Genomic DNA, 13477 nt, shown 5'->3' with positions numbered 1-13477 from the left:
TTCCTCGTTTACTGATAAGCAGGCACCCGCGGCATCTGCTGCTGCGCCTGGAATTGCTGCATCGCCTGTGCGGCCATGTCGCTGCGCGCCTGCTCAACCGTGGTGCGATGCTCGATCTGCGCCTGTGCGACTCCCAACTGGGCTTTCTGCTGTTCAGCGCCGGCCTTTACCTGGGCCGTTTTGAAATCAAGCATTTGTTCAGGCGTGAGCTCCGGCGGCGGCTTGGGAGCGGTCGCAGCCTGCGAAAGCTGCGCCCCGACCTGCTCGAGGGTGTTCTCCAGCTGGCGCCCTGCCCTGAAGCCGCGGGCGGCAAACAGCAGTGTCTCGACCATGACAGGGACGAGCATCGGCGTCTGCTGGGCGATGGCGCCGGCCTGCTGCATGAAGCCGCCGATCATCTGCACGAATTCCATGCGGCGCTGTTTCTCGGCGTCCTCGTCGGGCTCGATCGTCGAATCCGTCTCGATGTCGATCCGGAAGCCGCGCACGCTGTCATTCCGAAGCAACTGCACGACCTCGTCGATTGTCGGCTGCTGCATCATCTGCTGGACTTCAGGAGGAACCTGAGGCGGTTGCGGCGGCGGTGCGGGCTGGCCCATCTGCTGGGCGCGGGCCGCGGTCTGCTGTGCCATCATCTGCTGCTGTTGCAGCTGCATCTGGAACTGCTGCTTTTGCGCCGCCGTCGGGAGCTGAATACCGCTGACCAGCATCAGCGTTTCCGGCTGGAACTGATCACAGATGATCTCGCCGGCCAGAGCCACTATATCACGGGCAAACCGTGCCAGTTCCGCCTGGCGGTCGCGGATGCGGATAGATCCCCACTGGCTCTTGATGCGCTGGGCCGTGGCTGTCTCCGAAGCCTGAGTATCGCCGCGCACGATGTCGCTGATACCGGTGATCTGGTAGACATCCTCAATCAGTTGCTTCCGCACTTCGATGCAGGCGACGATCACCTTCTGCACCTGATCGATCGGCAGCGTCACGATAGCGTTGGAGCCGCCCTTATCGGTGAAGGCCGCCCATTCCGGGATGGGAACCATGACGGTATCGTTTTCCGGCCTCATCGCCTTTTCGATTGCTGGCGACACCGAACCGTCACCCGATGGATAGAACACCTTCAACCGCAGCTGATCCGTCAGCTTGTTGATGCGCTTCGTCAGAAGGTCGATTTCGTCGCATTGGCCCTGATAGTAGACGTAATCCGGGACCGGGATCAGCGAGCCGGTCGACAGCGTTCCGAATGCCGGCCGTGGGCACGGGAAGAAGCGCGTCAGTTTCAGCGGCGGTTCCGATACCTCAAGAGCGACGGGCGAGCCTTCCGCGATCCAGACGGTGTAGTCTTCCGTCTTGCACCAGATTTCCCAGACGTAGGTCTTCCCCTCATCCTGAGCGCGTTCCGTCTGGTTTGTGCCGTGGTTCGATCCGGCGCCATTGGCAGCGAGGCTTGCACGCCCCTCAGGAAAGCGCTTGTCGAATTCATCGTCGGTCATGGGCACGCGACGCGCCACCCACGTTACGTCTTGCCACCGCCGAGCCGGCGAATGCAGGAAGTCCGACCAGTGCACGTAATCCATGCAGACGCGTTCGTCGGTGATCTGCTCCAGTGCGGCCGCACCGTCCTGGCCCATGCCGCCGTTCAGATCACCCCCGGCGGCGTCCGACGGCTCGACGCCCATGTCGATCGGCTCGAAGTCCGCTTCATACCGGAGCCAGACCGTGCCACGGGCGCAGAGCAGGAAGTCATCCCGAACCGCCCGCATGACCGAATCAAGATCGGCGTCATCGGCAGTGAACGCAAGATTGCGCTCGACCAGTTCCGACGCCATGCGCGCGACCGGCTGCGAGTCCTTGAAGCGACGTTCGACGACGGGCTGAGGAACACGGGCATAGACCGCCGGCTGAAGAACCGAGGTGTTCGCCCACAGCATCGGGAAACGACGCTTAGCTGCGCTCGTCTGGTCTGCCTGCTGCTGCAGATAAATCTTCTCGATCTTGGTGCAGCGATCCAACCATGACTTGAAATAGCGCTGCGCCCGCTCGATCTCCTGCTGCCAGTGCGCGCCGACTTTAGCCAGGTCGTACTGATCACCCGCCGGCAATGTGGTGGCTTCGTCATCCATCAAACGTGCTCGCTATAGGTCGGTGTGGAGTTGACGAAATCGTTGAACGTCATGGTCTGGAACGTCGGCAGCGGCTTCGGTTCCGGCTTCAATGGTTCGGCCGCCAGGCCCGTGAAGATGATAGCGAGGCCGCCGAAAGCGTCGGCGCCGTGCGATGCCCAGTTGTGCAGCGGCTCGTCACGGAAGACGCTCAGATCCTCGTCCCATTCCTTCCGGTAATTCCGCAGGCATTTGATGCCCTGCGCGCAGCCGGCCTGGTCGAATTCGATCTTTGCCAGAATGCGCCGCGTGCCGTTGATGCGGTCATGGACATAAGCCCGCTCCACCTTCCGGACGGTACCGAGGTTTCGAGCCTTGACCTCGACGAGCATCACCTCGATGCGCGTCATGCCGCCGCGCGTCCACTCCCTGACACGGATGTCGTGCGGCATGTTGTGCACGCCGTAGACATAGCCGTGCTCTTTGGCGCGGCGCTCCAGTTCGTCCAGCATGCCGTCCATGCCGGTGCCGGTGTGCTCGAAGTAGCCGATCATCCGCACCCGGCTCGGAAGCACCTGGAACAGCCAGACGCTGTTGGTGTCATCCATGCCGATGTCAGAGATGGTGTGGACTGGATAACCGGCCACATGCGGGTAGATGCCTATACGCTCCTCAGCGTCGGCAACCGCCATCTGGTCGGCATAATAAGCACCCTCGACGCTGGCTTCGAATGCTTCCGCCGGCGACGACGGGTATTCCCGCTTCATGTCGCCGAGCTGCGTCTCAGCCTTCTTCACGTACCAGGCCTTTTGCCCGTCCGTCAGATCGATCCCCTGATCTGCGAGACCTCCAAAATACTTGGCGAAAGCGTCGGTGATGATGACACCGGCCGGATCAATCGAATATTGCGGCTCTTTCCACCACGGGAAAAAATGGAACTTGAAATCCAGTGGTGTCAGCGCTGATGCCTGGCGATGCTTGACCTGGGCGTCTTCGCAGAGATTGTAGAAATGCCCCTCTTGCCCCTCGGCGGTGCTTTCGATGAACACGAGCTGCCCGGCCTGCACCGTGTTAAGCGCGCCGGTTCTGACCTCCCTCGCCTTCTCCGGATACTTCGCGCAGAGCTTGCCATATTCCGAGATATGGAGGTACTGCAGCGTGCCCGATCGGAGCGACGTGCCGACGCGGATGCTCGAGTTATTCCCAAGCAGTAGTTCCGTCTGATTGTCCCTCTGGATCGGGACCGCATCGCGAATAGCTTCGGGCAGATTGTCGTACGGGTATTTGACCTTGTCCCTGAATATGGTCTGGGCGTCGCCGAGCGTGTGCGCGATGGTGCCGGCGCGGATATCCCGATTGAACACACAGGCATCGAGCATGAAGATCTGAATGAACGTCGTCAGGCCGAGCTGGCGGGCCTTTAGCAGCACGTTCAGATAATGCATCTGCTCGAAGAAGGTCATCTGGGCCCAGTTCATTTCGAACCGGACCCTTTTGCCTTCCTTGTCCGTGATCCAGTAAAGGTTGTTCAGCCGCCAGCGCCAGTCCGAGAACTGGTCAACCGCCGTTTGGAAGTCCGCGGGTTTTGCCATTGATCGCTTCCAACAACTCAGCCACGCCACTCGTCACGCCGTGCTCCAGCTCGACCTTGGCGCCGTACTTCTTCGGCTTCAGTTTCTCCGCGATCCATTGGCGCGTGCCGATACGAAGCTGTGAGCGGCGGATGGCTTCACCGTTCTCCTGCCAGCCAGTCGTTTCACCATCGGCGCTCTTCTTCTCCATCCAGTCGTTCGTGCCGTCGTCGGCAATCTCGACCATCTCGTCGACGAAGCCGTCGGCCTGGATCTCGCGCGCCTGCGCATACTTGGTCCGAAATGCCGCTTTCTCGTCATCGGCAAGCCACGCAAGCACGGTTGACTTCGCCGGCATCGCCTCATCCCTGCAGATCGATCGTAGGCTTTCGCCATCAGCGATGCGCTCACAAATGACGTCAGCGAGGGAATGCGTGAACTTCGTCGGTCTGCCTGTCATTGTCTCCTGCCTTCTGATCGGCTGGACGTTATGCGTCCCCTTTAGAAGAGGGCGATGATGTTGGATGCGGTGGTGCCGGTAAGCGCCACAATGGCCGCATGGACGGGAAGGATCGTCCCTGCCGGCACGCTCTTGAAGATGACGGGGTCCACGTCCCGGCGCGGCGCAATGGCAACGTCGCCTGCCGTCCCGATATAGAGCGCGCGTGCACCGACAATGGCGGAGTCGTTCGGCGTCACCACGGCAGCCCGCGAGGCCGGCGCAATCGAAGGGTCCATTTTGTTTTCCTTGTAATAGCTCGCTCGATCCGGAGAGAGGCAGTGCAGAATTTTCCCGTTTCACTCACGCACACTCGACATGCACGCTCTGATAGTTCAAGCTTTGATAGCTTTCGGAGGGGGAGCGAACTGATGTTTCGTGATCTGCGTCATTCCCGTGACATGAAAATGCTCGCAATCGATGTCGCAAACAGGGTGGATCAAATTGACAAGAAGATAGCCGACGTTCAGCAGAGGTTGCATGAGCTTCCGGAGGACGTCGGGTTCGCCGAACGCTTGGGTATTGAGATGCGGAGGGATGCCCTCTTCACCGAGAAGGCTATCGCCCTCCAAGAGCCCGCGAGATCACAAACGAAATTTCTGCTCACTCAAGCTGCTGAACTCGGAATACCTGTGGCTGAAGACGAGCAGTTTTGGGAAGTCGCCCACGGCAGTCTTCATGAACGCTTACTAACCACTGCCGGGATCGACATTCTCCGGAAAAGTATCCGCCGCGAAGTAAGAGAGCGTATCGATGTCGTTCAGAGCCGATTGGCGATCATATTTGGAACGATCGGGGCAATCACGGGAATCATCTCACTCATATTGACGCTAAACAAGGATACCTGAGGTCGTTATGAAATGGCTGTACGTCCTGCTCGTTAGCATCCTTGATATTCTCATAGCTGCTTGCGTGGCGTGGTTCGCGGAGGCGGGCTCGCAACTTCCAGCCTTCGGAATGGTTCTAGCCGTTTTGTGGCTTCTGCCTTTGCCTATCGGCATATGGGCGCTGATCCGATACTGGACGATCTATCACCTGGTTATGAAGAAGAGAATGGCTCGGGCCTACAGCGTTCAATTCCACAGATTCGATTTCCCGAAAGCAGACGCCTTTTTCGACGCTGACCAATATCTCAGTCATATTATGGATGATGAGGAAACCCCCAAGAAGGCCAAATTGAAAGCTGCCGCATTAGTTGGGGAGCTAGCTGCATATCGGGAAATGCACCCGTTTACAGTCGGCTTTGCAGCGGGTTTAGCGTTTCAAGACGCCATGGCGAATTTCAGACCTGACCCACGCCCGTTTGCAACCCGCGCTACAGAAACAATGGATTTCTTCAACGTTCGGTGATTGGAACCGTAGAAGCCACTTAGACGCATTTCTTCCATCGCGCCGAATGCATTGTTCGGCAAAAGCGGCCGCCGAGTTGTTCTTCGCCATGAGGCGGTCCGGCTGAAACACCACAAATCACGCTGCGGAGTCTATCGCGAGACGGTGCTCCTTGCAAGCTTCTTCCTGTTTTTCCAACGAATCCAGTTCGTTGAGAAGCGCTTGGCAATATTCCCGCGTTTTCGGGGGCAAGCCATTGATAGCAGCGGACGCCATCATACGCAAAGGCATCTTCTTGCGGCGCCCCTTCGGAAAGATTAGGCCGATCTTGCGATTGATGTCTCTGCGCTTGTGTTCGCGTACATCGGCCTCGCCGTTCCGCTTCATCGTCCGATGCAGGTCGCGCTTTTCCATATCCGCGGCGTAAAGCATGACCATTTCCCTATCGGTGAACGACGCCAGACCGTATTTACCGCCACCCCTCATGAAGTGCGAGACATAGCCGAACTGCCTGATCGTGTCGAAGCCTGTGCCCGTGACCTGCACAAACGAATAGCCGGGGAATAATGGAAAGCGCTTTTCGATCAGGCGGTTTGTCCTCTGATGACGAACCACGGTCCAAAACGACGGCGTAAAAACCGCAACTCCCCTTTCTCGGCACTCTCGTTCGATCAGCGTTTCTCCAATCCTTTCCTCGATCGCCTCGTTTACTGCTTTGGCCATCCGATGGCCACCCGGCGCAACACGGATTAGATACCAGGCGACTGTGGCCGATGGTTTCGTCAGCATTGATGTGTTCAACCGAAAATCTCCGAGATGCCCAGGTTTGATATTTCGTCTTTCGTCGGCAGTCCCATCAACAGATCTCCTGGATAGACCACCGACCATCCGTATCGGCCAGCATAGCTCTCAACAACACCGTCGATCCGTTCGCCATCGCGGGCAAACATGATCACTGTGAAAGGAGAATTCCCGGATTTGCACCATTGCTCGAGAATTCGAAGGTTGGTCACGGTGAGAAATTCAGCAGCATCCTCGATCTGATCTCTTAATGCCGACATTTCTTTCAGATAACGGGATGCCGACCGGCCGCGACGAATTATCTCTCGTGACGCCGCCCCCTCACCATCGCTGACCTGCCAATTCGGCAGCGGGTTTTTGATGTCCCGGCAAATCGACATCAGCTTTTCAGCGACACTTCCCGGGTTGAAGTCTTCAGAGAGGAACTTCAGACCAAGCACTGCGCTGGACTTCACACCAGCTTCCCTCGATGTGAACACTCGTCCCCCGATCGTCACCAGGTCGCCGTGGAACGATCTAGCGAAGCCTGGAGCCTGTCTGTCGATGTAGGCTCTAAGCTGGCTCAGACGCTGGCCTACGCCATAAAGGTTGCGGACAACGGGGCCGATCTGCGGCAACGCGTCCTGAACCCTGGGCCACCGCTCGATAAAGTCGGCACAAGCTGCTTCGATTTTGAAGAGGCGCTCTGCAGCCGAGTAATTCTCTCCGAGGTAACGTTTGGCGCAACTATGGCCGATGAACCTGACGACGCATTCATCAGGAAACCAAGCCATCCTGCCCTTCCCGAATTTTGGCGAGGTCGGTGAACAAAGCGGGCACGGCACCCTGTCCCCTCCCAGTCTAAGTGACATTGGAACCGAGACCACCTCCGACAGCAGGATCACCGAGGCGTTCTTCGGCGGCTTTGTGCTTGACACGTTGTCGAAGGTTTCCGGTGAGCCCGTGTCGGCAATATGCCTTCGCCATGATTCTATATAAGCGAGTGGTGGACGCGCGTCGAATACCGGAAATGCTTGCAGTTCCATGCTCTTCGCCTTTCGGAAGAAAGGTCTAAGGTAAGCTGATTCTGCAATTTCTGCGTTAGATTGGATCATCGAGAACTCCCGCCTTCCACGTTATTCACAGCGCGAGTGGTCTCCTTCGCTGCTTTCTCTGCCAAATAGGTTGCTGGATTCATGCGCTTCACTTCGGAGGCGGCGCCGAAGGTGCCCAGCTTGTAGTCTCGGAACTTGCCTTCGCCGGCCGGGTCAAACTTGGCTGCAGCAACGGATCGAACCCGGCCAGGCGCCTTTGCGGCATTGACCTTCATCCGGTGCTCCTCTTTGCGCTTGCTCGCCTTCTTGCTATTGCGCTTTGCTGGCTTATCCGGCTTCCCCCAGAGAACCTTATTGCTGCGAGACCTCCCGGGTATCGTGTCGCGGTCGATGCGATCGAGGACCGACCACGCAGCGGCATTGGTGTCAAATGGTCCTTCGACTAGGTTGCCGCATTGATCGGTAATCTCGAATGAGCAGCAGTACTTGCGCGTGACGGTGAGGATCTGGGGCGCCTTCATTTTGCACCACCATTCGCAAGAAGGCTTAGTAGAAAGAATTTTGCTACAATATAACTATACACATCTCTCTCCTTGTCTCTCTGCCTCAGTCTCACAGCAACCTTACGATGGGCGGATCGTTCTTTCCCTTTCCACCCGGATGAAGGATCTCGATAAAAAATCGCTCGACGAGTGCGTCACGGGCGGCGCGGAAGGTCGGGATGCTCATGTCCATGGACTCCGCGTAGGCGCTTGAGAGTGCGAACTGCCCGCCGTTTCTGTGTCCGTGCGCTAATCGCAGGCGAATAAGCAGGGAGACAGCATTCGGCTGGTCCCACAGGTGATCGATATCGCTCTGGAAAACGACAGCCGTCGCCTCGCCGCCGGTAATCATGAGGCGGCCGGCCTCCTTATACTTCCATGCTGAATGTGACACGCTAAGCACTTCATCAGGTGGGAGCGGCTCAGCAAACTGCGTGTTGGCTTGGGAAACCATCTGGATTAGTTCCTCCTTGGTGGCTGCCTGATGGGCTTGGCGCATCGCACGGGTGAATAGAGAATTGTTGCGACCGTCGCCTTGGCGCATGCCGTCGAGGCGACGACTGGCCTTGTCGACACGTTCCGATAAATCGGCATTCGCCTCCCCGCGCCGCGGGATCGGTCTATGTTGCGGTTCAACCCGCAACATCGCCGGCAAACGATCCAAATCATCGAGTGAGCCCTGAATAATCTCGTATCGACCACGTGCGCCCACTGAGGGCGGCGCGACGACATAGCCATCACCCAGGATATCGACCGGTCGTGCTGGATCAGGGCGAATTCGCCGCCCCTCACCGCCGTTGCGATACCACGCCTGAAAATGACCCGATCCACTTCGTACAATGAACGGCGTCGTGCCGTGCCTCGCCAATCCGTCAGCAAGCTCGCGTTCGTCGGTCGTATCGACGTCGAGAACTGTCAGCCGGTTACGCTTGCAAGCGATGCCAAGAGCCTCATGGGCGAGAAATCTCAGAGCGAGCTGGCTGCTCGTTGGAAGCCCAATCTTGAGGTAACCCTTGACAGCGGGCTTCTTGCGTTTGTCATCAACGGTCACCGGGAAAGAGCTGATGCCCCGTGCGGCGTACTGAGGTTGCCATTCAGCGAACGCCCCCATCAGACCTCCCCAATCTCACGCTTCAGCGCGTTGATCAGGGTGCGGACGTCGGATTTGGTGGCGAAGAACACGAAGTGGTCGTCGTCTTCTGTCATCGATTCCTGACGGATGACGACAGCATCATGGACGTTGCGGTAAATTGCGGTCGCCGGCTGGGCCTGGATAATGACATCGGGTCCTTTCCAGTTGAAATCCTCTTCCTGCTCAATCTTTCGCACGTCCAGTCGGGGAAGTTGGGCCTGTTCGATCAACCGAAAGCCCTCCGCAGAACGCGAAATTTCTGGGCCATGGCACAAGCTTCCGCAGCCTGCAAAGAAGTCAAAGCGAACCTAGCTTTGAGCTGGGGGATGATGTCAGACCGTGGCGGATTATCCGCGCACCATTGCGCTGCGAAGGTAACGCCCGAGTCCGTGTTGATCTGGCGAGGCTCTGTCATGCTGACTGCCCTTCAAGTACGCGGATCTCGGAACACAGGCGATATCGAGCGTGCACCCCTGGGTAGGTCCCGCCGTGAGCCTCGTGTTGGGTTTCGATCGCGAACCCAAAGCTTCGCAGCCGATGAATGTAGTGGGCAGTCCGAGGAGCGGGCCGTTCGATCGAGCTGAAGCCCCGAGCGCCAGCATCGATCAACGCCTGCAGCGCCCAACAATTTCTTCCAACTACGGTTATCGGTGTACCGACTGGGCCGCCCTTGTCCAAAATCTGGACTCGCATCCGGGTTCGTGATTTACGTGTTTCTGTCATCTGCGGTCCTTCCGCTGGTGAGAGAGGAAATCGTAGGTTTGCGGTTTTCGAGCGAGGCGGCAGGGAACGGGCGCCAACCTTTGTGTCCCTGCTGCTTCGTTGCGCTGGCGGTCATGCCGCCCCCTTCGCCCGAGAGCGCTCCCAGGCAACCAGTTCATCAACTTTGAAAAGCTTGCGACGGTTGACGATCATCGGCTGGGGAAAGCCGAGGCGTTCATCACGCTCCCATCTGTACAGTGACACGGGCGTGATCTGATACCGCGTCGCCACCTGCTTCCCGGTCAGATATTCACGAGTCGAATGTTCTGCATTCATACTCAAACTCCTGATGTTTTTGCACGGTGATTATCATACAATAACCACCATGATCGGGCAAATATTAATGTGATGATTGCAAACTATTCACAGTTTGTTTATGCGTACGCGCGATAGGGAAGATTCGATGGGCAGACCTGCATCTAAAAACCCAAAGTCTGAGGCGCTGACGATCCGGCTGGATCCAAAAACGCGATTCATCCTCGACTACATGGCGAGGTACAAGGGCCAAACGATCACGACGGTCGTCGAACGTGCCATTCTCGCCGCGGCGGCAAACACCGTCATCACTCGGTCAGACGGCTATGATGACCACGAAATCACGTGGCAGAATCTTTGGGATGTGAGCGAAGGGGTGCGAGCTCTTGAGGTCTCAAAGGTTGCCGAGCTTATTCCGACGTTCGAGGAGGAACGCCGTCTTGCATTTGTGAGGACGCACTGGCCGTTCTTTTTCACGGGCGAGAGCAAGCGGACGTACCTCAACCACTACGTGGATGTGCTCTGGCCTCGTATTGACGAGTTTATTCAACTCCACGAGGACATGAAGCACGAAGATTACTTTGCAGCCGGTAAGGCTATGGCAGAAGCACTGAAGAACGCAAAACTGCAGGCGCCTAAGTGGCCGGTTGAGCGATCGACGGCAACGCCCGAAAAGAGCGCGGGGAACTTCTCACGTGATCCAGACGACGATATCCCGTTCTGACAGGGAGCGAGCTAGCTACTGGAGACCAGGCGCGCGAAATGAATGGCCTATGGTCATGCGACGATCTGGGCCACAAGGGTCGACCATGCGGTCAACGCGGCTCGCTTTTCGTCAGCATAGTCATATCGATTGTAGACGGCCGCCACGCCCTTGATCGTTCCCGAGCGGTGGTTGATCACTGCTTCGACGACATGCACGGGAACACCTAAGCGAGCCATGCCACTCGCTGCTGTTCGCCTCAGATCGTGAAATGTCCATGGTTCGAGTTCCAGTTTATTCGGGGACTGCCCCCGCTCCTGCGCTTCCTCTTTGGCAAGTTTGACCATTTCCGCATCAAGGTTCTTTTTGGCTCGACCATAGCCCGAGACTTTTGTCACGCCCGTTGTGGTGAAAAGGAAAGCTGCCTCCTCGGCCTCGGCTGGCCGGATCTTCGGCAATGCCTCGATTTCTCTGATGGCTTCCGCCGTAAGAGCGACAAAGTGCTCTTTGCGATTTTTCGCCCGCTCAGGTGGGATGACCCACTGTTGATCGTTCCCTTTGAGATATATTTCAGGCCACGTAGCCCCTGAAACCTCGCTTCGGCGCTGGGCGGTCAGAAGCAGCAGCCGAACCATTGGCCCGAAGGGGTAACCAAGCTTGGCGGATGCCAGCCATACAAGCCTGATCTCCGCATCTGTCAAAATTCGGTCGCGGGTGGTCTCTTCGCTGGGCTTGTCGATCTTATTTTCCATCGGCGAGCTATCGATGATGTCCTTTTGGACAGCCCAATTGAAAAACTTCGAGAGCAAGGAAAGAAGCCGGTTGGCAACTATAGGCGCCCGATCTGCCACGGCATCCAGATGGGTCGAAATCTCGTGTCTGGTAAGGCTCCTCATTGTCCGCTTCCCAAACTTGGGGCGGAAGTCTTTTTTGAAGAGGCGCGTCCTTTCCTTGATCGTCGAGGGCCGGTTCTTCTTCTCCACATATCGCCTGAGGAATTCGTTGATAGCGTCGTCGACGATGTCGAGCTTTAGCGCTCTCTGGGATGCCTTGGCTGTCGCGGGATCCCTACCCTCAGTAACATCGCGCAAAAGTTTCGCTGCCTCGTCACGAGCTTTCGCCAGCGAATAAAGAGGTACGGGACCGATCGTGAACTTCTTCGGCTTTCCCTCAAACCTGTAGCGGATGGCCCAGCTCATCAACCCCGAGGGCTGCACGATCAGATAAAGTCCGGGCAGTCCGCCGTCGGGGATCTCCTGTCGGGCTTCCGGCTTTTTGATTGCTTCGATCGCGCGGACGGTAAGGGCTTTTGCCATCGCTTTATCCAGGGTAACGCCGGGGTAACGGCGGATAGGTGACACGTCGTGATTGTGATTGTTATTATCACGATCGACCACATGCCCTGCAAGCCCTTGATTCTATGGCTTTCAACGAAACCTGTTGATATCAACTGATTGGCGGAGTTAGGAGGCGTCACCTGCCTTCTAAGCAGGTTGTCGCAGGTTCGATTCCTGCAGGGGTCGCCACAAATTCAATGACTTGAAGCCGCCCGGTCACGTCACTTCGACTTCTTCGTCGTCGTGGCGCTGACGATTCTGTCGCCCGATTTGATCGCGAGTTTGCCGACGATGCCAGCATTGAGTTCGACGACGTATTTCACCTTGCCCATCGAATCGATGATATCGCGGGAATAAGGCACTGCGTTTTCCTTGATGTGGCGGATTGTGCCGGTCTCATCGGCAAAAAGCATGTCGAGCGGCAGGATGGTGTTTTCCATCCACATGGTGACGCGCCGGGGTTCGTCGAAATCGAAGATCATGCCGGCATCATCGGCCATCGCCTTGCGAAACATCAGCCCGTAGGCGCGCTGATCGGGAGTCGAGGCGATCTCGACGGTAAAATGCAGCACTTTGCCCGCGGCGGTCTGGATGAGCAGCGGCTCCTTGTCGAAGCGGATCTGCTCCTGGCCGAAAGCCGGCAGGGCGACCATGAAAAAAAGCGCCAGGATGGCGCTTTTGATCGCATGAAGAAAAACGAGGTCACGCATATCAATGCGACCGGCTGGCCGGGCTCGGAATGTCGGGATGGATTTCCGCGGCCATCAGGCCCTTTTCGCCGTCGCCGAAGCGCACGAGCACCACCTGGCCCGGGCGCAACTCCGTCAGGCCGAAGCGGCGCAGCGTTTCCATGTGCACGAAGATGTCTTCCGTGCCCTCGCCGCGCGTCAGAAAGCCGAAGCCCTTGGTGCGGTTGAACCACTTGACGAGCGCACGCTCGAGACCGCTCGTCGCGGTGACCTGCACATGCGTGCGCACCGGCGGCAGCTGCGAGGGATGAACCGCAGTCGACTGGTCCATCGACAGGATCTTGAAGGCCTGGTAGCCGCGCTCGCGGCGCTGGATGAGGGCGACGATGCGCGTTCCCTCGAGAATCGTCTGGTAACCGTCGCGGCGCAGGCAGGTCACGTGCAGGAGAACATCCTGCATGCCGTTGTCGGGCACGATGAAGCCGAAACCCTTGGCGACGTCGAACCACTTGACGACGCCGGTGATTTCAACAAGATCGACCGCCTCTGCCGATAGCTCGTCAAGGTCGGAGTATTCGTTCGATGAAATCCTGTCAGCCATTTGTCGCCAGCCCCTCGAATACGCGTCACACTGTTACGGTTAACTGATTCTTGAAATCAAGATTAACATCTTGGTAACGGATAAGCGCAAGTCCTAGTTTTCGGTTATTCCCAACTGCACATT

Annotated in this window: 17 protein-coding genes and 1 tRNA gene; 4 read left to right on the top strand and 14 right to left on the bottom strand. The window is 57.5% G+C overall.

Annotated elements, in window-relative coordinates; genetic code table 11:
* Positions 1-8: 8 nt before the first annotated feature.
* The 4 genes from AMK05_RS09855 to AMK05_RS09840 are packed head-to-tail and all read right to left on the bottom strand — an operon-like array spanning position 9 to position 4408.
* On the bottom strand, positions 9-2120 hold the full coding sequence (locus AMK05_RS09855; RefSeq protein ID WP_064838293.1) for a hypothetical protein: 2112 nt from the start codon (positions 2118-2120) through the stop codon (positions 9-11).
* A complete protein-coding gene (locus AMK05_RS09850; protein WP_064838292.1) occupies positions 2120-3691 on the bottom strand; it encodes a hypothetical protein in 1572 nt (523 codons plus the stop codon). The genes AMK05_RS09855 and AMK05_RS09850 overlap by 1 nt, the downstream gene beginning before the upstream one ends.
* A complete protein-coding gene (locus AMK05_RS09845) occupies positions 3657-4130 on the bottom strand; it encodes a hypothetical protein (RefSeq protein WP_064838291.1) in 474 nt (157 codons plus the stop codon). The genes AMK05_RS09850 and AMK05_RS09845 overlap by 35 nt, the downstream gene beginning before the upstream one ends.
* A gap of 41 nt (positions 4131-4171) precedes the next feature.
* Positions 4172-4408, bottom strand: a complete 237-nt coding sequence (locus AMK05_RS09840; RefSeq protein WP_064838290.1) for a spike base protein, RCAP_Rcc01079 family — start codon at positions 4406-4408, stop codon at positions 4172-4174.
* Between the two features lie 132 nt (positions 4409-4540).
* Here AMK05_RS09840 and AMK05_RS09835 point away from each other — a divergent pair, with 132 nt between their 5' ends.
* On the top strand, positions 4541-5017 hold the full coding sequence (locus AMK05_RS09835; RefSeq protein WP_064838289.1) for a hypothetical protein: 477 nt from the start codon (positions 4541-4543) through the stop codon (positions 5015-5017).
* Between the two features lie 7 nt (positions 5018-5024).
* Positions 5025-5519, top strand: a complete 495-nt coding sequence (locus AMK05_RS09830) for a hypothetical protein (protein ID WP_064838288.1) — start codon at positions 5025-5027, stop codon at positions 5517-5519.
* 117 nt (positions 5520-5636) lie between these two features.
* Here the strand turns inward: AMK05_RS09830 and nusG are convergent, their stop codons facing one another.
* The 7 genes from nusG to AMK05_RS09795 all read right to left on the bottom strand — a co-directional run bounded on the left by nusG (position 5637) and on the right by AMK05_RS09795 (position 10045).
* Positions 5637-6299 (bottom strand): transcription termination/antitermination protein NusG, encoded by a 663-nt coding sequence (gene nusG, locus AMK05_RS09825; protein WP_171899770.1) that lies wholly within the window; start codon positions 6297-6299, stop codon positions 5637-5639.
* A complete protein-coding gene (locus AMK05_RS34495; protein ID WP_145924761.1) occupies positions 6296-7324 on the bottom strand; it encodes a hypothetical protein in 1029 nt (342 codons plus the stop codon). The genes nusG and AMK05_RS34495 overlap by 4 nt, the downstream gene beginning before the upstream one ends.
* Before the next feature lie 65 nt (positions 7325-7389).
* Positions 7390-7854: a hypothetical protein gene (locus AMK05_RS09815; protein WP_064838285.1), complete on the bottom strand. Its 465-nt coding sequence runs from the start codon at positions 7852-7854 to the stop codon at positions 7390-7392.
* A 91-nt stretch (positions 7855-7945) separates the two neighbouring features.
* On the bottom strand, positions 7946-8986 hold the full coding sequence (locus AMK05_RS09810; protein ID WP_064838284.1) for a bifunctional DNA primase/polymerase: 1041 nt from the start codon (positions 8984-8986) through the stop codon (positions 7946-7948).
* Positions 8986-9237 (bottom strand): hypothetical protein, encoded by a 252-nt coding sequence (locus AMK05_RS09805; protein ID WP_064838283.1) that lies wholly within the window; start codon positions 9235-9237, stop codon positions 8986-8988. Before AMK05_RS09805 ends, AMK05_RS09810 begins: the two co-directional genes overlap by 1 nt.
* Positions 9238-9418: 181 nt before the next feature.
* Positions 9419-9700 (bottom strand): winged helix domain-containing protein, encoded by a 282-nt coding sequence (locus AMK05_RS36190; protein ID WP_442966262.1) that lies wholly within the window; start codon positions 9698-9700, stop codon positions 9419-9421.
* Positions 9701-9841: 141 nt separating this feature from the next.
* Positions 9842-10045, bottom strand: coding sequence for a helix-turn-helix transcriptional regulator (locus AMK05_RS09795; RefSeq protein ID WP_064838281.1), 204 nt, complete (start codon positions 10043-10045; stop codon positions 9842-9844).
* A gap of 127 nt (positions 10046-10172) precedes the next feature.
* Between AMK05_RS09795 and AMK05_RS09790 the strand changes: the two genes are divergently transcribed.
* Positions 10173-10748: a hypothetical protein gene (locus AMK05_RS09790; protein WP_064838280.1), complete on the top strand. Its 576-nt coding sequence runs from the start codon at positions 10173-10175 to the stop codon at positions 10746-10748.
* A 53-nt stretch (positions 10749-10801) separates the two neighbouring features.
* Here AMK05_RS09790 and AMK05_RS09785 read toward each other — a convergent pair whose 3' ends face one another.
* Complete coding sequence (locus AMK05_RS09785; RefSeq protein ID WP_064838279.1) at positions 10802-12043, bottom strand: tyrosine-type recombinase/integrase; 1242 nt, start codon at positions 12041-12043, stop codon at positions 10802-10804.
* A 136-nt stretch (positions 12044-12179) separates the two neighbouring features.
* On the opposite strand from AMK05_RS09785, the gene AMK05_RS35055 reads away from it, so the two are divergent.
* Positions 12180-12253: transfer RNA gene (locus tag AMK05_RS35055), tRNA-Arg, on the top strand.
* 32 nt (positions 12254-12285) lie between these two features.
* On the opposite strand, the gene AMK05_RS09780 is transcribed toward AMK05_RS35055, so the two are convergent.
* Together AMK05_RS09780 and AMK05_RS09775 are read right to left on the bottom strand one after the other, a co-directional pair.
* Positions 12286-12774, bottom strand: a complete 489-nt coding sequence (locus tag AMK05_RS09780; protein ID WP_064838278.1) for a DUF192 domain-containing protein — start codon at positions 12772-12774, stop codon at positions 12286-12288.
* A gap of 1 nt (position 12775) precedes the next feature.
* Positions 12776-13354 carry a cold-shock protein gene (locus AMK05_RS09775; protein ID WP_003573434.1) on the bottom strand — a complete coding sequence of 193 codons (579 nt, stop codon included), beginning with the start codon at positions 13352-13354 and terminating at the stop codon, positions 12776-12778.
* Positions 13355-13477 lie beyond the last annotated feature (123 nt).

This window comes from Rhizobium sp. N324 (assembly GCF_001664485.1).
GTDB lineage: Bacteria > Pseudomonadota > Alphaproteobacteria > Rhizobiales > Rhizobiaceae > Rhizobium.
This window is presented reverse-complemented; position numbering and strand designations above follow the sequence as displayed.